At 69.3% G+C, this 20,623-nt stretch carries 13 protein-coding genes; 7 read left to right on the forward strand and 6 right to left on the reverse strand.

Translation table 11 applies throughout. The features are described 5' to 3' along the window. Positions 1 to 103: 103 nt before the first annotated feature. From otsA to NRY95_06025, 4 genes are all read right to left on the reverse strand, one after another. Positions 104 to 1,471 (reverse strand): alpha,alpha-trehalose-phosphate synthase (UDP-forming), encoded by a 1,368-nt coding sequence (gene otsA, locus NRY95_06010; GenBank protein ID UYC17511.1) that lies wholly within the window; start codon positions 1,469 to 1,471, stop codon positions 104 to 106. Continuing rightward, complete coding sequence (locus NRY95_06015; GenBank protein UYC17512.1) at positions 1,468 to 3,249, reverse strand: glycoside hydrolase family 15 protein; 1,782 nt, start codon at positions 3,247 to 3,249, stop codon at positions 1,468 to 1,470. Before NRY95_06015 ends, otsA begins: the two co-directional genes overlap by 4 nt. 47 nt (positions 3,250 to 3,296) lie before the next feature. Next, on the reverse strand, positions 3,297 to 4,049 hold the full coding sequence (gene otsB, locus NRY95_06020; protein UYC17513.1) for a trehalose-phosphatase: 753 nt from the start codon (positions 4,047 to 4,049) through the stop codon (positions 3,297 to 3,299). 234 nt (positions 4,050 to 4,283) lie between these two features. After that, a complete protein-coding gene (locus NRY95_06025; GenBank protein UYC17514.1) occupies positions 4,284 to 6,722 on the reverse strand; it encodes a TonB-dependent receptor in 2,439 nt (812 codons plus the stop codon). 238 nt (positions 6,723 to 6,960) lie between these two features. Between NRY95_06025 and NRY95_06030 the strand changes: the two genes are divergently transcribed. The 5 genes from NRY95_06030 (at position 6,961) to NRY95_06050 (ending at position 11,870) form a co-directional block, all read left to right on the forward strand. Continuing rightward, positions 6,961 to 7,440, forward strand: a complete 480-nt coding sequence (locus NRY95_06030) for a DUF3574 domain-containing protein (protein UYC17515.1) — start codon at positions 6,961 to 6,963, stop codon at positions 7,438 to 7,440. An 89-nt stretch (positions 7,441 to 7,529) separates the two neighbouring features. Further along, complete coding sequence (locus tag NRY95_06035; GenBank protein ID UYC17516.1) at positions 7,530 to 7,949, forward strand: GNAT family N-acetyltransferase; 420 nt, start codon at positions 7,530 to 7,532, stop codon at positions 7,947 to 7,949. Between the two features lie 107 nt (positions 7,950 to 8,056). After that, a complete protein-coding gene (locus NRY95_06040) occupies positions 8,057 to 9,655 on the forward strand; it encodes a hypothetical protein (GenBank protein ID UYC17517.1) in 1,599 nt (532 codons plus the stop codon). Positions 9,656 to 9,706: 51 nt separating this feature from the next. Beyond that, entirely contained in the window at positions 9,707 to 10,912 is a 1,206-nt protein-coding gene (locus tag NRY95_06045) for a lysozyme inhibitor LprI family protein (GenBank protein UYC17518.1), read from the forward strand. A 124-nt stretch (positions 10,913 to 11,036) separates the two neighbouring features. Continuing rightward, positions 11,037 to 11,870 (forward strand): DUF3014 domain-containing protein, encoded by an 834-nt coding sequence (locus NRY95_06050; GenBank protein ID UYC17519.1) that lies wholly within the window; start codon positions 11,037 to 11,039, stop codon positions 11,868 to 11,870. Between the two features lie 287 nt (positions 11,871 to 12,157). Here NRY95_06050 and NRY95_06055 read toward each other — a convergent pair whose 3' ends face one another. Continuing rightward, entirely contained in the window at positions 12,158 to 12,862 is a 705-nt protein-coding gene (locus NRY95_06055) for a glutathione S-transferase (protein ID UYC17520.1), read from the reverse strand. Positions 12,863 to 13,156: 294 nt separating this feature from the next. On the opposite strand from NRY95_06055, the gene clpB reads away from it, so the two are divergent. Both clpB and NRY95_06065 read left to right on the forward strand, forming a co-directional pair. After that, complete coding sequence (gene clpB / locus NRY95_06060; GenBank protein UYC17521.1) at positions 13,157 to 15,742, forward strand: ATP-dependent chaperone ClpB; 2,586 nt, start codon at positions 13,157 to 13,159, stop codon at positions 15,740 to 15,742. A 229-nt stretch (positions 15,743 to 15,971) separates the two neighbouring features. Continuing rightward, the gene (locus NRY95_06065; GenBank protein ID UYC17522.1) at positions 15,972 to 17,258 is read left to right on the forward strand and encodes an O-acetylhomoserine aminocarboxypropyltransferase/cysteine synthase; all 1,287 of its coding nucleotides are present in this window, start codon (positions 15,972 to 15,974) and stop codon (positions 17,256 to 17,258) included. Between the two features lie 115 nt (positions 17,259 to 17,373). Here NRY95_06065 and NRY95_06070 read toward each other — a convergent pair whose 3' ends face one another. After that, positions 17,374 to 20,406 (reverse strand): TonB-dependent receptor, encoded by a 3,033-nt coding sequence (locus tag NRY95_06070; GenBank protein ID UYC17523.1) that lies wholly within the window; start codon positions 20,404 to 20,406, stop codon positions 17,374 to 17,376. Positions 20,407 to 20,623: the final 217 nt, after the last annotated feature.

Genomic DNA, 20,623 nt, shown 5'->3' on the forward strand with positions numbered 1-20,623 from the left:
AAGGAATCCGCGTCCGCGGTCCGTGACCGCGCACAAACCTGCGTTCTGCGTGCGGTGGCGTGCCTGCCGCGAGCGGTGCTGGCGCCGCCGCGGCAGGCGCGGATCAGCGCCGCTCCAGCGCCTGCAGGTAGCGCTGCCGCCACACGCCGATGTCGTTCTTGCGCAGGTGCTCCATCATGGTCTGCCAGCGCTCGATGCGTTTGGCCTTGGGCAGCGAGGCGGCGGTGGCGATCGCATCGGCGACGCCGTCCAGGTCGTGCGGATTGACCAGCAGCGCTTCCTTCAGTTCGTCGGCGGCGCCGGCCAGCAGCGACAGCACCAGCACGCCCGGATTCTCCGGGTCCTGCGCGGCCACGTATTCCTTGGCCACCAGGTTCATGCCGTCGCGCAGCGGCGTCACCAGGCCGACCTGGGCGGCGCGGTAGAAGCCGGTCAGGGTGGCGTGGGTGAAGTTGCGGTTGACGTAGCGCAGCGGGGTCCAGTCCGGCTCGGCGTGGCCGCCGTTGATGTGCCCGGCGATCTGTTCGAGCTGGTTGCGCAACTGCTTGTATTCGGTGACGTCGCCGCGCGAGACCGGCGCGATCTGCAGATAGGTGAGGCTGCCGCGCTGGTCCGGATGCCGCTCCAGGTAGCGCTCGAAACCGAGGAAGCGTTCGGGCAGGCCCTTGGAGTAGTCCAGCCGGTCCACGCCGATCGCCAGCTGGCGATCGCGCAGGCTGCTGCGCAGGTCGCGCACCGCCGGCTTGGTCACCGCCGCGCGCGCCTGCTGCGCGATCAGTTCGGTGTCGATGCCGATCGGGAATTTCTCGGCGCGGAAACGGCGCCCGCCGGGCGCCTCCAGCACGCCGTCCTTGATCACCTTGCCGCCGCCGAACAGGCGCACGTAGGCCTGGAAGCGGTCCACGTCGCGCTGGGTCTGGAAGCCGACCAGGTCGTAGGCGTAGAAGCCGGAGAACAGCCGCGCATGGTCGGGCAGGGCCTGGATCAGGTCGGCCGAGGGGAACGGCACGTGCAGGAAGAAGCCGATGCGGCAGCCGATGCCGCGCTCGCGCAGCAGCGAGGCCAGCGGGATCAGGTGGTAGTCGTGGATCCACACCGTGTCGTCTTCGCGCAGCAGCGGCGCCAGCTTCTCGGCGAACATCGCGTTGACCCGGCGGTAGCCCTCGCGGGTGGCGCGGTCATAGTCGACCAGGTCCAGGCGGAAGTGCAGCAGCGGCCACAGCGTGCGGTTGGCGAAGCCGTTGTAGTACGCGTCCAGGTCGGCGCGGTTGAGGTCCATGGTGACGAAGCGGATGTCGCCCTGGGTCTGCTCGTGCAGCGCGCCGCTGTCGCCGCGCACGGTCTTGCCGCTCCAGCCGAACCACACCCCGCCGCGTTCCTTCAACGCGGCGAGCAAGCCCACCGCCAGGCCGCCGGCGCGGTTCTCGCCGGGCAAGGCCACGCGGTTGGATACCACTACGAGTCTGCTCATGAAGCCTCCTGCCAGCTGCGCGACAATCGCATCGCGGCGATGATCAGGCCGACATGCGAATAGGTCTGCGGGAAATTGCCCCAGGCCTCGCCGCCGTCGAACGCCAGGTCCTCCGACAGCAGGCCCAGGTGGTTGCGGCGCGCGAGGATGCGCTCGAACAGCTCGCGCGCCTCGTCCTTGCGCCCGATCGCGGCGAGCGCGTCGATGTACCAGAACGTACAGATGGTGAAGCTGGTTTCCGGCGCGCCGAAATCGTCCGGCGCCACGTAGCGGTACAGCGCGTCGCCGTGCTTGAGGTCGCGGCCGATCGCCTCGACCGTGGCGACGAAGCGCGCATCGTCCGGGGCGATGAAGCCGATGTCGGCCAGCAACAGCAGCGAGGCGTCCAGGCGGTGGCCGTTGAAGGTGTCGGTGAAATGGCCGCGCTCGGCGCTCCAGGATTCGGCCAGCACCCGCGCATGGATGCTGTCGGCGCGTTCGCGCCAGTACGCCACGCGCGCGTCCAGGCCCAGCCGCGCGGCGATCTTGGCCAGGCGGTCGCAGGCCGCCCAGCACATCGCGCTGGTATACGTGTGCACCTCGGCGCGGCCGCGGAATTCCCACAGCCCGGCGTCGGGCACGTCGTGCAGCGCGAACGCGCGCTCGCCCAGCGGCTCCAGGCGCAGGAAGGTGTCGGCATCGCCCGGATCCTTCAGGCGCAGATCGAAGAACAGTTGCGTGGAGGCCAGCACCACGCTGCCGTACACGTCGTGCTGCTTCTGGATCCAGGCCAGGTTGCCGCGCCGTACCGGGCCCATGCCGCGGTAGCCGGCCAGCGACGGGACTTCGTGTTCTTCCAGCGCCGCCTCGAAGCCGATGCCGTACAGCGGCTGCAGGCTGCCGTCGGTGGTGGCGATGTTGAAGATGTAGCCGAGGAACTGCTCCATGGTGCGGGTGGCGCCGAGCCGGTTCAGCGCGCGCACCACGAAGGCGGCGTCGCGCAGCCAGCAATAGCGGTAGTCCCAGTTGCGCGGGGTGTCCGGCGCTTCGGGGATGGAGGTGGTCATCGCCGCGATGATCGCGCCGCTGTCCTCGTACTGGCACAGTTTCAGGGTGATCGCGCTGCGGATCACCGCGTCCTGCCAGTCCAGCGGCACCGACAGGTAGCGCACCCACTCGCGCCAGTATTCCTCGGTGCGTTCCTGCGCTTCCTGGATGTAGCCGGTCAGCGAACGGGTCAGCGATTCGTCCACGCCGAGCATCAGGTTGACCGGGTGGCTGAGCACGAACGGCAACTCGTCGCGGATGAAGCGCACCGGCACGTCGGTGGTCAGGCGCAGGGTGAACTCCGGCAGCAGCCAGCGCACGTGGTTGCTGCCCCAGGTGCTTTCCGGCTGGCGCGCGCCCCAGTCGGCCAGCGGCCGCGCCAGCACGCGGATGCGCGGGTTGCCGGCCAGCGGCCGCACCTGGCGGATGATGCTGACCGGCCGGTAGAAGCGGCCGTGGTTGCGCCAGCGCGGCGCGAAGTCGATCACTTCCACCGCGCCGCCGTGCGCGTCGCGCAGCACGGTGCGCAGGATCGCGGTGTTGGCCAGGTAGTGCTGCTCGCTGTCGGCGAAATCCTCCAGCTCGATGCTGAAGTCGCCGCCGGCGTGGTCGCGCGGCGACAGCAGCGCGCAGAACGCCGGATCGCCGTCGAAGGCCGGCAGGCAGCTCCACACCACGCGTGCCTGTTTGTCGACCAGCGCGCCGAAACTGCCGTTGCCGATCACGCCGAGGTCGAGAGTGGGGGAGCTCATGGAGGAAGCAGGTCCTTGTGCGGGGTGAGTGTTCGTGAGCGCTGCGCTCATGCGGCGTTGTCGCGCAACCAGGCGTGCACGCCGCGCGGATCGGGCAGGGCGAACGTCGCCGCGCTGTGTTCGCGCGCGCCGACCAGCACGCTCCAGCCGCCGGCGGCATTGGCCGCGGCGAAGCCGAACTCGTCGGTGAGGTCGTCGCCGACGAACACCGGGCGGCGGCCCTGGAACGGCGGCTGCTGCAGCAGCGCGGTCAGCGCCAGGCCCTTGTCGCTGCCCTCGGGCACGAACTCGACCACGTGGTCGCCGGGCTGCAGGCGGTAGCCGGGCAGCGCATCGATCTGCGCCTGGGCGAAGGCCAGGACCTGCGGCCCGGCCTGCGGCGCGGCGCGCCAGTGCAGCGCCAGGCTGGCGCCCTTGTCTTCGACCAGCACGCCGGGATGCGCCTGGCGCAGGTGCGCGGCGCGTTGGTGCAAGCCGTGCAGCCACTGCGAAGTATCGGCCGGCATCGCCGCGCGGGCATTGATGTCGCTGCGCAGTTCGTGGCCGTGCAGGCCGGCGGCCGGCAGGCGCAGCGGCGCGAACAGCGCGTCCAGTTGCGCCAGCGGCCGCCCGCTGACCAGGGCCAGCGCGCCGTGCAGGCGCTGGCTGATGCGCGCGATCGCCTCGCGCACCTCGGGCAGCAGGTGCACGCCGTCGGGGCGATCGGCGAATTCGATGAGGGTGCCGTCCACGTCCAGGAACAATGCGCAGGCATCGTCCAGGCGCGGCGGCGGCGGTCGGAGGGGGAGCGCGTCTGCCATGCGTTCATGATGAACGAGACAGCGTTAGGGCCAAGTGGAGTGGGGGCTGGGAATCGGGAATGGGGAGTCGGGAATGGGAAAGGCAGGAGCGTTGGCTCCTGATCCATCCCTATTCCCTTCCGTTGTCAGGAATCGGGATGGAGAAACGGGGAATGGGATAGCAAAAGCGGGAGCCGACGCGCGGCTCTTGCTTTTACCCATTCCCTATTCCCGTTTCCCCATTCCCCACCTTCGTCAGAAGGTAAACCGCACGCGCCCGTAGTAGTAAGCGCCATTGCTGCCGATCGGCGACAGCACGTCGTAGGGTAGGTTGCCGAAGTAGTAGATGTCGGTGTTGGAGCGGTCGGAGTAGTTGTCGGTGAGGTTCTGCCCGCCCAGCGCCACGCTCCACTGCGGGGTGATGCGGTACTCGACCTCGGCGTCGAGCTGCCACTCGGCGCCGTAGGTCTGCCGCGGCACGTAGCCGTCGCCGAAGTCGAACACGCGGGTGGCGCTGCCGTAGCGGCTGAGGCGGGTCTGCAGCGCCCAGCGGTCGTTGCTCCAGTTCGCCGCGAACTGGGCGCGGGTGCGCGGCGCGGCGTCGGTCAGGGTGTTGCTCTCCTCCACGCCGAACAGCACGTAGTCCGGGTTCAGCGCCAGCAGCTGCGCCGGCGTGGCGACCAGGTTCTTCAGCTCGGTCTTGGCGTAGCTCCAGGTGCCGGTCAACTGCAGCTGACCGTCGCCCAGCGCCTGCCGCCAGTTGCTGACCAGTTCCGCGCCGCGGGTGCGGGTGTCGGCGGCGTTGACGAAGAAGCTGGCGCTCTGCAGGCCGGTGACGCCGAAGTTCTGCGCCACGAACGCGGTCAATGCATCGCCGCTGATGTCTTCGGACAGCGCGATGCGGTCGTCGATGTCGATCTGGAACAGGTCCAGCGACAGGTCGAAGTGCGAACCGATGCGGCTGGTGAAGCCGAAGCTGTAGTTGACCGACTTCTCCGGCTTCAGGTCTTTCGCGCCAAGCGCCTGCGCGATCGGATTGTTGACCGACAGCAACCGGCCCTGCAGCAGCTGGCCGGCCGCGTCGTAGCCGGTGGAGGTGGCTTCGTAACCGATCTGGCTCAGCGACGGTGCGTGGAAATTGTTGGAGATCGCGCCGCGCAGCGCGAACGCCGGCACGAACTCGTAGCGCGCGGCCAGCTTGCCGGTCAGTTCGCCGCCGAAATCCTGGTAGTGCTCGTAGCGCGCGGCCAGGTCGGTGGAGAACTTGTCGCCGAACTGGCTGGACACGCTGGCGTAGGCGCTGGCAACGTTGCGCGACAGGTCGGCCGCGTCCTGCGGGGTCAGCCCGCCGCCGGCCTGGGCGCCGGTAGGACGGTCGGTATAGGCGCCGGCGGCATAGCTGGCCGGATCGCCGGGACGGGTGCGGTAGTGCTCGCGGCGGAACTCCACGCCGCTGCCGACGGTGTGGGTGGCGCCGGCGGCGTCGAAGCTGCGGCTCAGGTCCAGGTTGGCCACGCTCTGCTCGAAGGCGTAGTCGCCGGTCTTGAAGCGGGTCGGGCTGCCCGGGCCGAGCGAGGCGTTGAGCGAGTTCTTCAGCCGGTAGGTGAAGTCGTTGCGGCCGTAGTCGACACTGGCGTCGTAGGCCCACTCGCCCCATTGCCCACGCGCGCCGGCCACGCTCTGGATGTCGCGGTTCTCGCCCAGCGACACCGGGCGGTAGCCGTTCGGGTAGACCTGGGTCCAGTTGGCGTCGCTGTCCGGATAGCGGAAGTAGTTGGCGCCCTGCGTGTCGCGCTGGTTGTAGGTGCCGAAGAAATAGAACTCGCTGCTCTGGCCGAACGGCAGCTTGCCGTTGATCCAGGCGTTGAGGTCCTTGCTGGCGCCGTCGCCGAGCACGTAGTTGCGCTTGCCGGCCAGGGCCAGATTGGCCGGGGTCTGCGCCTCGAACGGCGGGATCTGGTCGTAGCCGGCGCGGTTGGTGCCCTCGCGGTTCTTCAGTTCCAGGCCGACCTTGAAGAAGCCGCCGTCCTCGCCCAGGCGGGTACCGACCTTGGCGCTGGCGTAGCTGGTCTGGCCGTCGGTGACGGTGCGGTCGATCGGCTTCACGTCGGTGTGGTTGGCGCCGAAGCTGGCTTCCAGCGCGCCGCTGTCCGGATCGTCGTCGAGGATCACGTTGATCACCCCGGCCACCGCGTCCGAGCCGTACTGCGCGCCGGCGCCGTCGCGCAGCACTTCGATGCGCTTGATCGCGCTGATCGGGATCGAATTGAAGTCCACCGGGGTGGTGCCCTTGCCGATCTTGCTGTCGGTGTTGACCAGCGCCGAGGTGTGGCGGCGCTTGCCGTTGACCAGCACCAGCACCTGGTCGGGCGAGAGCCCGCGCAGCTGCGCGGCGCGGATGTGGTCGGCGCCGCCGGAGTTGGACTGGCGCGGGAAATTGAACGACGGCAGCAGCGCCTGCAGCGCGCTGCCCAGTTCGCCGTTGACCACGCCGGCCTTGCGGATGTCCTCGGCGCTGAGCACGTCCACCGGCGCGGTGGACTCGAGCACGGTGCGGCCGCTGGCGCGGGTACCGGTGACGATCACCGTGTCCAGGTTGGTCGCGGTGCCGGGATCGGCCTGCTGGGCCAGGGCGGGGGCCGACAGGGCCAGGGCGATGGCCAGGCTCAGCGGCCGGGCGAACGGGTACGACATGGGGGCTCTCTCCTGCAGTGACGCAAAACCCGGCTGCGGCGGTGGTCCGTGCCGCGCAGGCGGAATGAATTTCGGGTACATCCATCCGGATGAAGCGATATATTATCTTATCGTTAACGCGGCCGCGAGCCGCCCTGTCCGCCGCGTTCGGCATGAGCTGATTCCCTGCGGTTATCGGGCGCGCGCTGCCGCGCTCGCCTACCATTCCGTCCTCCCGTTCCGCTTCCGAGACCTGCCGATGTTGCTGCGTGCCCCCTTGCTTGCCGTGTTCCTGGCCCTGACCGCCTGCGCCAGCGTCGCGCCGTCCGCTTCCACCGCGCCGGCCACCGTCGGCGCCGCCATGCAGGGCGATGCCGCGCGGCCGGCGCAGGCCAGCGGCTGGGTGCGCAGCGAGCTGTACTTCGGCGTCGGCGAGGAGAGCGGCCCGGCCGATCGCCCGCAGGCCGAGCCGATCAGCGAGGCGCAATGGCGCGCGTTCCTGGACAAGCAGGTCACGCCGCGCTTCCCCGACGGCCTGACCGTGTTCGACGCCTACGGGCAGTGGCTGTTCCGCGGCGCCAAGGAGCCGAACCGGCTCAACACCAAGGTGCTGGTGATCCTGCACGAGGACACCCCGCAGCGCCGCGCCGACATCGAGGCGATCCGGCTGGCGTGGAAGCAGGCCACCGGGCACCAGTCGGTGCTGTGGTCGCGGCAGCCGGTGGAGGTGTCGTTTTGACGCCGGGACTCGGGACCGGGGACTCGGGACCCGGAAAGGCAGGAGCGGCGGCGTTCGCGATTCGTCGGGACGACCTGTCCGGCGAGGCGGTGCGTGCGTTGCTGGCGTACCACCTACAGCAGATGCATGCGCAGTCGCCGCCGGGCAGCGTGTATGCGCTGGACCTGTCAGGGCTGCAGCGCGCCGACGTGACCGTGTGGAGTGTCTGGCGCGGCGACGCGCTGGCCGCGGTCGGTGCGCTGCGCGTGCTCGACGATGGCGGCGGCGAACTGAAGTCGATGCGCACCCATCCGGACTTCCTGCGCCAGGGCGCGGCCGCGGCGCTGCTCGAGCACATCGTCGCCGCCGCACGCGCCGCCGGCCTGCAGCGGCTGAGCCTGGAGACCGGCAGCGGCGCGGCCTTCGACGCGGCGCTGGGCCTGTACCGGCGACGCGGTTTCCGCAACGGGCCGGCGTTCGCCGATTACGTGCCGAGCGCGTTCAACCAGTTCCTGCATCTGGATCTGTAGCCGCGGCGCAGAGGCGCCGGCCGGGATGCTGCATCCCTGGTCGCGCGCCAATCCGCAAGCGCCGCTTCCATTACCATCCATCGATCCCTCACCTAGCCACCGCCCGCATGCCCAGCACCGTTCCTGTTTCGTCGCGCCCGCGCTGGTTCGTCGCCGGCGACCTCAACGGGTTCTTCGGCCTGGTGGTCGACAACCTGTCGATCCTCGGCTTCATCACCCTGGCCCTGGTCGGCCTGTTCCAGTTCCCGGCCGAGGTGATCTATACGCGGATGATTCCCGGCACCGCGTTCGGCGTGCTGATCGGCAACCTGCTGTACACCTGGATGGCGCGCCGGCTGGCCGCGCGCAGCGGGCGCAGCGACGTCACCGCGATGCCGCTGGGCCTGGACGCGCCGACCAGCATCGGCATGGCCCTGCTGGTGCTCGGCCCGGCCTTCGTGCGCTACAAGCAGCAGGGCCTGGACCCGCAGGCTGCGGCGCTCGCCACCTGGCACCTGGGCATGGCCGCGCTGGTGGTGATGGGCCTGCTGAAGACCGTGCTGTCGTTCTTCGGCGATGCGGTGACCCGCGCGTTGCCGCGGGCCGCGCTGCTCGGCTCGATCGCCGGCATCGCGCTGGTGCTGATGGGCTTCCTGCCGCTGCTGGAAACGCTGCGCGCGCCGCTGGTCGGGCTGGTGGTGCTGGGCCTGCTGCTGTACGTGCTGATCGCCAAGGGCCGGCTGCCGTACGGCCTGCCGGGGGGGCCGCTGGCGCTGCTGCTGGGCACCGGCCTGTACTACTGGTCGAACGCGGCCGGGTTCGGCATTCCCGGCTACCAGGCGCCGCAGTGGGTGGCACCGCACCTGGTGCTGCCGTGGCCGAGCCTGGGCTTCGTCGCCGGCCTGGCCGACACCGTGCCGCTGCTGCCGCTGCTGCTGCCGTTCGGCCTGCTGATGGTGGTGGGCGGCATCAACGTCAGCGAGAGCGCGCGCGCCGCCGGCGACGACTACCGCACCCGCGACATCCTGCTGGTCGAGGCCTGCTCGACCCTGGTCGCCGGCATCTGCGGCGGCGTCGCCCAGACCACGCCCTACATCGGCCAGCCGGCCTACAAGCACATGGGCGCGCGCAGCGGCTACACGCTGCTGACCGGGTTGTTCATCGGCCTGGGCGGCATGCTCGGGCTGGTCGCCGGGCTGGTGCAATGGCTGCCGCTGGCGGTGCTGGCGCCGATCATCGTGTACGTGGCCATCGACATCACCACCCAGGCGTTCCAGGCCACGCCCAAGCGCCATGCCGGGGCGATGGTGCTGGGCTTCCTGCCGTCGGTGGCCTACCTGCTGGCGATCAAGGCGCCGGGCTGGATCCCGGCGGACAAGCTGGCCGCGCTGACCACCACGCTGGACGGCCACGGGTTGCCGGAGCTGGCGGTGATCTTCACCCTGGGCAACGGCTTCATCATCACCGCGATGCTGTGGACCGCGGCGGTGGCGGCGATGGTCGATGGGCGCCTGCGCCGCGCCGCGGTGTTCCTGCTGGTGGCGGCCGCGCTGACCCTGTTCGGGCTGATCCATTCGGTGGATCCGCGCGGCGGCATCTACCTGCCGTGGACGCTGAGCGGGCTGCCCAAGCTGATCGCCTGGCAGTTCGCCGGCGGCTACCTGGCCCTGGCCGCGCTGCTCGGCCTGCTGTCGCTGCAGAAGCCACGCGCGGTGCTGGTGGACTGACTGCGCGACAATCGGCGCCGGCATCGCGCCGGCGCGCGATCGGAGAGCGGCATGGACAAGAGAAGGGGCTTTTGCGCGAGCGTGTTTGCGCTGGCGCTGGCGCTGGCGTGGATGCCCACGGCCGCGGCGGTGTCGTTCGACTGCGCCAAGGCGTCCAGCGCGGTCGAGCGGCTGTTGTGCACCGACCCGCGACTGGACGCCGCGGACGAATGGCTGGCCCGGCGCTATGCGGCGCTGCTGGCGGTGGTGCCGGCGGCGCAACGGCAAGGCGTGCGCAGCGCGCAGCAGGCCTGGCTGGCGCAACGCGATGACTGCCTGTCCCAGCCCGATCCGGGCGCCTGCCTGAAGCAGCGGATCGAGACGCGGGTGCGCGCGCTGGACAGCCAGTTCGCGCCGCAGGCGGCGCGCTTCGATCGCATCGTCGCCGGCATTCCCGCCGCGCCGGCCGCGGCGGCAACGCACCTGCGCGCTTACGATGGCGGCCTGGCCTCGGCCTGGCTGGTGTACCTGCATCGTTTCGTGCCGGCGGCCGGGGTCGGCGCGGCCGAAGCGCGTGCCCGCTTTGCGTCTGCGAGCGCCGCGCTGCGCCAGCAGGACGGGGTGGCGGGCGGGCTGCTCGATACGGCCGAGCCGGCCAGCCGACAGGCCGGGGAAGCGCGCGATCTGACCCTGCTGCGGCTGTGGATCGAACGCAGCGGCTACACCCTGGATGCCGCCACGCAGCCCAATCCGCGTCCCTACGTGCATTGTTTCGTGTTCGCGCAGCAGGGCCAGGCGGCCTACGACGCCATGGGGCCGCTGTACGGTTCCAGTCGCGATCTTTCCGCGCCGATTTGCCGGCCGTTGCCCGGCCTGTTCGATCAACCCGCATGGACGCAATTGCAGCAGGCGTTCCGCAGCCTGGTGGATCGCGTGTCCGACGATGCCGGCACCATGCGCTATGCCGATTTCGCCGCGTGGCGGGTGCTGTCGTTGCAGGCGACGGTGTCGCCGCTGTTGCTGTTGAAGCAGCCCCAGGGCGCCGAGCCGCCCGGCGATCCGGCCGCCGCCATCGCGGCGTGGCACGACGCGAGCCTGTGGCCGCAGGCCGATCGCAAGGCGGCATTGGCCGCCCTGCAGCCGGCGCGCGAGGTCAGCGCGCGTTGGATGGTCGAACATGCGTCCCTGCCGCCGGCGCAGGCCGGGCAGGTCGCCGCGGCCCTGGTCGCGGAGTGGGTCGAGGCGCGGATCGCTTTCGGCAAGGGACCCGAAGGCTAGCGTCGCTGGCTCGGCGCGCGGCGTGGCCGCCGCGTGTGCAGGCTGAACGCCGGCCGTCCCGCATTGGAACCGGCGACGGGTGCGGTGGTCACACCTGCCACTGTTCAACGGAGAACCGGACACCATGCAGCCGCGTCATTCGTTCTGGCCCTGGATCCTGGTCGCTGTGCTGGTGGCCGCTGCCGCGTCGTGGCTGTTCCGCGACAACCTGAGCGCGTTGCTGCGCAGTGCCGGGCCTGCACCTGCCACGGTGGCGCCGGCACCCGCTTCCGGCGCGGCGCCGCCTGCGCCCGCGGCGGCAGCGGCCGCCGCGCCGGCGCCGATCCAGCACCCGATCGACCCTGCCGCCGCGGCCGATGCAGCGATCCCGGCGCTGGCCGACAGCGACGCGGCGGCGTGGGCCGAACTGGCGACGCTGGCCGGCAGCGAGGCGCCGCTGGCGCTGTTGATCCGCGACCATCTGATCCAGCGCGCGGTGACGATGATCGACAACCTGCCGCAGCGCCGCGTCGCTGCGCGCACCCTGGTCCTGAAGCCGGTGCCGGGGCAACTGCAGGTCGCCACCGATGCGGCCGGCGCCAGCGTGATCGACGCGGCCAACGCGCAGCGCTACGCCCCGTACGTGCAGGCCTTCACCCAGGCCGATGCCGGCGCCATGGTGGCCGCGTACCGGCGCTTCTATCCCTTGTTCCAGCAGGCGTACGTGGAACTGGGCTATCCCAAGGGCTATTTCAACGACCGCCTGGTGCAGGTGATCGACCACCTGCACCAGGCGCCGGTAGCGGCGGCGCCGCCGGCGGTGACCGCCGATGCGCGCACCGGCAAGTACCGCTTCGTCGATCCGGCGCTGGAGTCGCTGTCGGTCGGACAGAAGGCGCTGCTGCGCCTGGGGCCGGCGCAGGCCGAGGCGGTGCGCACGCAATTGCAGGCGATCCGTGCGGCGTTGATCAAGACCTGACGGCGGCTGGCGGGCGTTGCGAGATCGTCGGTCGGCGTGTGGAGGACGGTCGGCTCTGCCATTCAGGCGGACGATCGGTGCCAGACGCCCTGTCTGTTTCGATGCTGTGGTTGCGGCATCTCCTGCGCAAAGCTGTGAAGCACGATGTGGGAGCGACTTCAGTCGCGACGGGCTTCAGCGGTAACGCCTGTCGCGACTGAAGTCGCTCCCACAGGAGACTTCACGCTGAAGCCTCGGCTCGATAGCGGACCTCTCGATTCGCTACACAGACGGCGTGCCGCCACGCATCAGCCATCCAACTCCGGGTAGTGGCGGAAGATGCCGTTGCCGTTGAACGGCAGGCGCCGTGCCGAGGCCAGGTAGGCGGCCACGCCGGGACGTTCGGACACGCGTTGCTGCAGGGCACGCAGTTGCGGCAGTTTCGGCGAGAGTTTCTTCATCGCGGTGGGAAACGCGTAGTCCAGTCCGCTCATCAGCTGGAACAGCGACAGGTCCACGTAGGAGTGCTCGCGCAATGCGTGGCGCCCGCCGCCCTGGCGGATGACCTGTTCGAAATAGCCCAGGAACCTGGGCAGCCGCTGCGTGCGCAGGTCCTCGGCGCGGCGTCGCGCCTCCGGCTTCTGGTCTTCGTAGTACAGCGCGCTGCCGATGGGATGGTGGCTGTCGTGGATCTCGGTCACCAGGTCGGCGATGGTCAGCTGCAATTGCAGCGCCTGCATGCGCCGCGATTCGCTGTCCGGCACCAGCCCCAGCGACGGCCCCAGGTAGTGCAGGATGTTGGCGACCTGCGCGATCACCAGCCGTCCGGCTTTCAGGAACGGCGGCGCGAACGGGCGCATGCCCGGTTGCGCGCCGTCGAGGAACGGCTGCAGTGCCGCATCGCCTTCCTCGCGGGCGACGTCGCGGTAGGCCGCGCCAGCGTCTTCCAACGCCAGTCGCACGAACTCGCCGCGGCCCTGGATGCCGGTCCAGTAGTAGAGTTCGTAGTGCATTGCGGCTCCTGTGCGGAATGTTCGGAAGCGCGAGGGTAGGCGCTGCACGGGTAGCGGCGTGTGACCATGCTGCGACTGGCGCAGGAACCGTTTGGGTGGCGAGGGCGCTGCGCCGGACGGCCGCCCCCTGCAGCGGCCGGGCGCGCATCGCGGCCGTCGCAGCGCCCCTCGCCAGGTGGTCCGCCACGCCGCGCGGACGTATGCGGGCCGCCCCGCGGCCTTGAAACATGCCGCAACAACCGCATCTGACTAGCATGCCGGCGCGGCCGGCCCCCCTTTCAGAGGAACTTCCCGATGCGGATGGACAAGCTCACCTCGCGTTTCCAGCAGGCGCTGGCCGACGCCCAGTCGCTGGCCGTGGGCCGCGACCACACCATCGTCGAGCCGGTGCACGTGTTCACCGCGCTGCTCGACCAGTCCGGCGGCAGCACCCGGCCGCTGCTGGCGCAGGCCGGGGTCAACGTGCCGGTGCTGCGCGAGCGGCTGGGCGAGGCGCTGGACAAGCTGCCCAAGGTCAGCGGCCAGCCCGGCAACCTGTCGATCGGCAACGACCTGAGCCGGCTGCTCAACCAGACCGACAAGCTGGCGCAGCAGCACAACGACCAGTTCATCGCCAGCGAGTGGTTCGTGCTGGCCGCGGCCGACGATGCCGGCGCGCTGGGCCTGGCGCTGCGCGCCGCCGGCGCCGACAAGAAGAAGCTCGAAGCGGCCATCGACAAGCTGCGCGGCGGCGAGACCGTGCAGTCGGAGAACGCCGAGGACCAGCGCCAGGCGCTGGAGAAGTACACCATCGACCTCACCGCGCGCGCCGAGCGCGGCAAGCTCGATCCGGTGATCGGCCGCGACGAGGAAATCCGCCGCACCATCCAGGTGTTGCAGCGGCGCACCAAGAACAACCCGGTGCTGATCGGCGAACCCGGCGTCGGCAAGACCGCCATCGTCGAGGGCCTGGCCCAGCGCATCGTCAACGGCGAGGTGCCGGAAGGCCTGCGCGGCCGCCGCGTGCTGTCGCTGGACATGGGCGCGCTGATCGCCGGCGCCAAGTTCCGCGGCGAGTTCGAGGAGCGGCTCAAGGGCGTGCTCAACGACCTGTCCAGGACCGAAGGCCAGGTCATCCTGTTCATCGACGAACTGCACACCATGGTCGGCGCCGGCAAGGCCGACGGCGCGATGGATGCGGGCAACATGCTCAAGCCGGCGCTGGCGCGCGGCGAGCTGCACTGCATCGGCGCCACCACGCTGGACGAGTACCGCAAGTACATCGAGAAGGACGCGGCGCTGGAGCGGCGCTTCCAGAAGGTGTTCGTCGGCGAGCCGACGGTGGAGGACACCATCGCCATCCTGCGCGGGCTCAAGGAGCGCTACGCGGTGCACCACGGCGTGGAGATCACCGACCCGGCGATCGTCGCCGCGGCCACGCTGTCCAACCGCTACATCAGCGACCGCCAGCTGCCGGACAAGGCCATCGACCTGATGGACGAGGCCGCCAGCCGCATCCGCATGGAGATCGACTCCAAGCCCGAGGAACTGGACCGCCTGGAGCGGCGCCTGATCCAGCTCAAGATCCAGCGCGAAATGCTGAAGAAGGAAAAAGACGAAGCCTCGCGGCAGCGCCTGGCCGACCTGGAAAGCGACATCGACAAGCTCGAGCGCGAGTTCTCCGACCTCGACGAGGTGTGGCGTTCGGAGAAGGCCACCTTGCAGGGCGCGACCCGGATCAAGGAGCAGATCGAGCAGGCGCGGGTCGAGCTGGAGGCGGCGCAGCGCCGGCAGGACTACGCCAAGATGAGCGAGATCCAGTACGGCCTGCTGCCGAACCTGGAGAAGCAGCTGGCCGCGGCCGGCGATGCCGAGCACCACGATTTCAAGCTGGTGCAGGACCGGGTCACCGCCGAGGAGATCGCCGAGGTGGTGTCGCGCTGGACCGGTATTCCGGTCAACCGCATGCTCGAAGGCGAGCGCGACAAACTGCTGCGCATGGAGGACGAACTGCACCGGCGCGTGGTCGGCCAGGAAGAGGCGATCAAGGTGGTGTCCGACGCGGTGCGGCGCTCGCGTGCCGGCCTGTCCGACCCGAACCGGCCCAGCGGCTCGTTCCTGTTCCTGGGTCCGACCGGCGTCGGCAAGACCGAACTGTGCAAGGCGCTGGCCGAGTTCCTGTTCGACAGCAGCGAGGCGATGATCCGCATCGACATGAGCGAGTTCATGGAGAAGCACTCGGTGGCGCGGCTGATCGGCGCGCCTCCGGGCTACGTCGGCTACGAGGAAGGCGGCTACCTGACCGAGGCGGTGCGGCGCCGGCCGTATTCGCTGATCCTGCTCGACGAGGTGGAGAAGGCGCACAGCGACGTGTTCAACATCCTGCTGCAGGTGCTCGACGACGGCCGCCTCACCGACGGCCAGGGCCGCACCGTGGACTTCCGCAACACCGTCATCGTGATGACCTCGAACCTGGGCTCGCACCAGATCCAGGAACTGAGCGGCGACGGCTCGGCCGAGGCCTATACGCAGATGAAGGCGGCGGTGATGGGCGTGGTGCAGGCGCACTTCCGCCCGGAATTCGTCAACCGGCTGGACGACATCGTGGTGTTCCATCCGCTGGACAAGGCGCAGATCAAGTCGATCGCGCGCATCCAGCTGGGCGGCCTGGACAAGCGCCTGGCCGAGCGCGGCCTGAAGATCGAACTCAGCGACCGCGCGCTGGAACTGCTCGGCAACGTCGGCTTCGATCCGGTGTACGGCGCGCGGCCGCTGAAGCGCGCGATCCAGTCGCAGCTGGAGAACCCGCTGGCGCAGCAGATCCTGTCCGGGCAGTTCCTCAGCGGCGACACCATCCGCGTGGAGGCCGAGGGCGGGCACCTGATGTTCGTGAAGGCCTGATGCGGCCGGCGGCAAGGGACACGGCGCTGCCGCGGCCCGTTGCCGTGGCGGTGCCTGTCCGCCAGGCGCGGCTGGCCAGGCCGGGCGCGTGGCGCCGCCGGCACGCCATGCAGGGCGTGCCGGCGATGGCGTGCGCTGACAACCGGCCAGCATGAGCTGATAACCGGGCGTGCGTGGCGCCTGCCCGGCATGGCGCTATCGTCTCGGCTCCTCTTGCCGAGCCCCGCCCATGTCCGACCCGAACTGGAAGCTGGAAACCATCGCCGTGCACGGCGGCTACCGCCCCGATCCGACCACGCGCGCGGTGGCGGTGCCGATCTACCAGACCGTGGCCTACGCCTTCGACGATACCCAGCACGGCGCCGACCTGTTCGACCTGAAGGTGCAGGGCAACATCTACAGCCGCATCATGAATCCCACCACCGATGTGCTGGAGCAGCGCATCGCCGCGCTGGAAGGCGGCATCGGCGCGCTGGCGGTGGCCTCCGGGCAGGCCGCGGTGACCTGCGCGATCCAGACCATCGCCGAGGCCGGCGACAACATCGTCTCCTCCAGCGCGCTGTACGGCGGCACCTACAACCTGTTCGCGCACACGCTGCCGCTGTCCGGCATCGAAACCCGCTTCGCCGACTACCGCGATCCCGGCGCGTTCGCCGGGCTGATCGACGAACGTACCAAGGCGATCTTCGTCGAGTCGATCGGCAATCCGCGCGGCAACGTCACCGACCTGGAAGCGGTCGCCGCGATCGCGCACGCGCACGGCGTGCCGCTGATCGTCGACAACACGGTGCCCACGCCGTACCTGCTGCGGCCGATCGACTTCGGCGCCGACATCGTGGTGCATTCGCTGACCAAGTACCTGGGCGGGCACGGCACCAGCCTGGGCGGGGCGATCGTGGATTCGGGCAAGTTCCCGTGGGCGGCGCACGCGCAGCGTTTCCGCCGCCTCAACGAACCGGACGTCAGCTACCACGGCGTGGTCTATACCGAGGCGCTGGGCGAGGCCGCCTACATCGGCCGCGCGCGGGTGGTGCCGTTGCGCAACACCGGCGCGGCGCTGTCGCCGTTCAACGCCTTCCAACTCCTGCAGGGCATCGAGACGCTGCCGCTGCGCATGGACCGGATCAACCAGAACACCTTGGCGGTGGCCCGGCATCTGCAGAGCGAGGCCAAGGTGGAGTGGGTCAACTACGCCGGGCTGCCCGGGCATCCGGAGCATGCGCTGGCGCAGAAGTACCTGCGCGGGCACGGCTCGGGCGTGCTCACCTTCGGCCTGCGCGGCGGCCGCGCCGCCGGGGCGCGCTTCCTCGACGCGCTGCAGCTGTTCACCCGGCTGGTGAACATCGGCGATGCGAAATCGCTGGCCACCCATCCGGCCTCGACCACGCACCGCCAGCTGTCGGCGCAGGAACTGGAACGCAGCGGGGTCAGCGAGGACACGGTGCGGCTGTCGGTCGGCATCGAGCACATCGACGACCTGCTCGCCGACCTGCGGCAGGCACTGGCAGCCGCCTGATTCGGGTTCCGGCGTTGCCGTCGCAGGGGCGCAGCATCCCGTGCGACGGCCGACGCTGTCCATGGCCGTGCCGCCTGCACCCCCGGTAGCCGGGCCGGGGACGCGGCAGCTGCGGTCAGTAGTCGTAGGACACTGACAACCTCGCATAGCGTGGCGACTGGCGGATGATCACGGTGTCGTAGAGCGGGTTGTTGGGGCTGGGATCGTCCGCATCCGGCGAGATCATGCTGAACGCATAGCGCTGTAGCGGTGTCTGCGCATTGAACAGATTGAACACGCCCAGGGTGATGTTGAGCCGGTGGTCGGCGAAGGCCGGCATGTAGGACACGCCCACGTCGAACTGCTTGACCCACGGCATGCGACCCTGCTTGCCGGGAGGCGAGGGCTGGCCGTTGCAGAAGTGATAGACGCTGCCGTAGCTCAACGGGTCGGTCTGATCGCTGCCGTAGTAGCTCAGGCAGTGCTTGGGGGTGCCGGAGACCAGGCTGGCATTGCCCGACACCATCCACGCCGGCGCGACCTGGTAGTAGCCGAACAGTTTGAGCTGATGGGTGTGGTCGTTGTTCTGCGGACCATTGGCGTTGGCCATGATCGTCCAGTTGTCCCAGTCATAGCTGGTCGAGGTGCCGGACTGGCTCACGTCCGAGCGGACCTGGCCCTCGGTGTTGCCGTAGCTGCGCGAGAACGTATAGCTGATCTTGCCGTACCAGCTGCCGTTGAACGGATGCTCCAGAACGTTCTCCAGGGCGTAGTAGCGGCGCTTGAGCCTGGGAAAGCCCAGTTCGGTGTTGCTCATCGGGACCTGCACGTAGTTGCCGGTGGCATCCACCAGCAGGAAGGCGTTGGAGCGGCCCGGATTGATCAGGTAGCAGCTGTTGTAGTTCTGGATGTCGTAGCCCAGGCTCTGGGCCTTGGCCACCACCTGGCTCATCGAGCAGAAATCGTCGATGGCGTTGCGCAGGTTGCGGAAGGTGCCCTTGACGCCGTACACCCAGGAGCTTCCCAGGGTCTTCTCGAAGCCCAGGATGTATTCGTCCTGGTACTCCGATTCCAGTCCCTGCGCGGTGGTGGTCTTCGGGTCCGGCGCCTGCCCGTATTGGTTCAGCGCCGACACCACGCCGGACACCGCGGTCAGCCCGGTCGGGGTGCCGTCGGCGGCGATGCCGCTGTAGGTGAAGTACTGGGTGGTGTTGTACAACCCGGCGGCGACCACCAGGGCGGGATTGAGCGGCAGCCCGAGGTAGTAGCGCCCTGCATTGGCGTAGACCTTCAGGCTGGCATCGCCATGCACGTCCCAGGCCGCGCCCAGGCGCGGCGCCCATTGCGGCTTGGTCTGGCGGATGTAGGCCACGCCGTCGGAGTTGAAGTTGGTGAACTGATCGTTGCGCACGCCCAGGGTCAGCAGCAGGTTGCGGGTCGCCTGCCATTTGTCCTCCAGGTACTGCGCCTTCTGCGCGGAACTGATGCTGACGATGCCGCTCCAGCTGTTCTTCTGCACGTAGTACCCGCTCGCGCCGTTGGCATAGTCGGCAAGCGCGCCGACGCCCAGCTCGCTGTTCAGCGCGGTGCTGGGGCTGGGGGTGTAGCCGTATTGCCAGATATAGCCCGGCCCGGAGCTGCGGTCGCCCTGCTTGCGGGCAATCGAGCGCAGATTGTCGATGCCGGCGCTCAGCGTGTGCGCTCCGATCACCCAGCTCAGGTCCAGGCGCAGGTTGCTGCTGTGGTTGCCGCGGTCCGGATCGCTCACGGCCGAGACGGTCTGGTTGTTGCCGATCGGCGCGCCGTCATTGAGGGCCGGGTTCTGGTAGGGCAGGCCGGCCAGATAGGTCAGGCTGGGATCGTAGGCGGAGGAGTCGATGTAGTCCTTGGTGTCCATCTCGCCATACATGGCGGTCAGCGTGAGCGCGTCGGTCAGGTAGCCGGTGTACTTGGCCACCCAGAGGCTGCCGCCCGACTCGGTGTCGTCGGCCGGGCCGACCAGGCTGCCGCGCTGTTTGCCGACATAGTCGTAGGCGTAGTAAGTGCCGCTGGTCTTGCGCTTGTCCGACACGCCGGTCAGTTCCAGGATGTGGTTGTCGGTGATGTTCCAGTTCACCTTGGCATAGCCACGCGGCATCCTGTAGCTGTAGTCCAGGTAGGAAGTCGAGGAGTTGGCCTCCACGTTGTCCACCCGGGTGCCGTTGCTGCGCTCCAGTTCCATCCCGGCGAACACGAACAGGGTGTCGCGGACGATCGGCCCGCCGGCATAGAGCGAGGTGGTCACCCCGTCGGTGCGGTCGTCGCCCTTGTAGCTGTAGAGGCTGCCCGCCACCGCCGAACTCGGCTGGCCGTTGCCGTAGTCGCTGCTCCTGCCTTTGGAACGCAGGAAGTCCGGTTCCCACACCACCTGGGCGCCGTAGTGCCATTCGTTGGTACCGTGTTTGCCGATGGCGTTGATCACCCCGCCGTCGGAGCGGCCGTACTGGGCGCTGTAGCCGCCGGTGTACATCTCCTGCTGGTCGATCACCCCATAGGGCAGGGTCAGGCCGCCGAAGGCCTGCAGGGGTTCGGTCGTGTTGAAGCCGTTGATGTAGTAGGCGTTCTCCGTGGGCGAGGAGCCGCCGAAGCTCACCAGTTGCCGTCCGGTGGGGCTGGAGAAGCCGCCGCTGTTGGCCACCACGCCCGGCGCCAGTTTGGCGATGTCTTCGGAGGTGCGGCCCAGCGGCAGCTTGCGCAGCTGTTCGGCGTCGATGACGGTGCGCGAATCGGTGGCGGTGGTGTCGATCGGCGGGATCGACGCGGCGGATACGTTGACTGCGTCCAGGGTGGTGGCCTGGCCCGCGCCGGCGCTGCCGAAGGAGACCTCGGTGGAGGTGCCGACGCGGACCTGCACCTTGCGGGTCTCCACCGCCGCGCCCTCGCGCATCAGGGTGACGACGTAGTCGCCGATCGGCAGGTTGGGGGAACGGTAGTGGCCCGCCGCATCGGCGCTCAGGTCGCGCGCGACGCCGCTCGCGCTTTCGATGTGGATGACGGCGCCGGCGTCCGGCACGGAGCCGAACAGCATGCCGGTGGTGGACTGGGCCAGGGCACAGGGACTGAGCGCAAGACACAGTGCGAGCGCCAGCAGGCTGCCGGCAGGATGGGGACGCTGCAGGGGATGGGACATGCGGGACGATCTCCTGATGTTGGGCAACACGTTCCCGTCACTGGCGCCAAGCGCCTGCGGGCAAGGGTGATCTCGAAATGACCTGTACGGATACGGCGGCTGGCTGGCACCGACGATCGCTGCACTGCGCGCGATCGCCTGTGGAGGCTTGCTGCAACGTGAATGTGGTAGCCCCCGGACACGTTCTAATTTTTTGTAAACGCTTACACAAGCGGCT

It is taken from the genome of Xanthomonas campestris pv. phormiicola, assembly GCA_025666215.1.
Lineage (GTDB): Bacteria > Pseudomonadota > Gammaproteobacteria > Xanthomonadales > Xanthomonadaceae > Xanthomonas_A > Xanthomonas_A campestris_A.

Excerpts from the sequence above, each read along its gene's own strand:
- otsB (UYC17513.1), bottom strand. The coding sequence starts at position 4,049 with ATGGCAGACGCGCTCCCCCTCCGACCGCCGCCGCCGCGCCTGGACGAT.
- NRY95_06015 (UYC17512.1), bottom strand. The coding sequence starts at position 3,249 with ATGAGCTCCCCCACTCTCGACCTCGGCGTGATCGGCAACGGCAGTTTC.
- otsA (UYC17511.1), bottom strand. The coding sequence starts at position 1,471 with ATGAGCAGACTCGTAGTGGTATCCAACCGCGTGGCCTTGCCCGGCGAG.
- NRY95_06025 (UYC17514.1), bottom strand. The coding sequence starts at position 6,722 with ATGTCGTACCCGTTCGCCCGGCCGCTGAGCCTGGCCATCGCCCTGGCC.
- NRY95_06030 (UYC17515.1), top strand. The coding sequence starts at position 6,961 with ATGTTGCTGCGTGCCCCCTTGCTTGCCGTGTTCCTGGCCCTGACCGCC.
- NRY95_06040 (UYC17517.1), top strand. The coding sequence starts at position 8,057 with ATGCCCAGCACCGTTCCTGTTTCGTCGCGCCCGCGCTGGTTCGTCGCC.
- NRY95_06065 (UYC17522.1), top strand. The coding sequence starts at position 15,972 with ATGTCCGACCCGAACTGGAAGCTGGAAACCATCGCCGTGCACGGCGGC.
- NRY95_06055 (UYC17520.1), bottom strand. The coding sequence starts at position 12,862 with ATGCACTACGAACTCTACTACTGGACCGGCATCCAGGGCCGCGGCGAG.
- NRY95_06045 (UYC17518.1), top strand. The coding sequence starts at position 9,707 with ATGGACAAGAGAAGGGGCTTTTGCGCGAGCGTGTTTGCGCTGGCGCTG.
- NRY95_06070 (UYC17523.1), bottom strand. The coding sequence starts at position 20,406 with ATGTCCCATCCCCTGCAGCGTCCCCATCCTGCCGGCAGCCTGCTGGCG.
- clpB (UYC17521.1), top strand. The coding sequence starts at position 13,157 with ATGCGGATGGACAAGCTCACCTCGCGTTTCCAGCAGGCGCTGGCCGAC.
- NRY95_06050 (UYC17519.1), top strand. The coding sequence starts at position 11,037 with ATGCAGCCGCGTCATTCGTTCTGGCCCTGGATCCTGGTCGCTGTGCTG.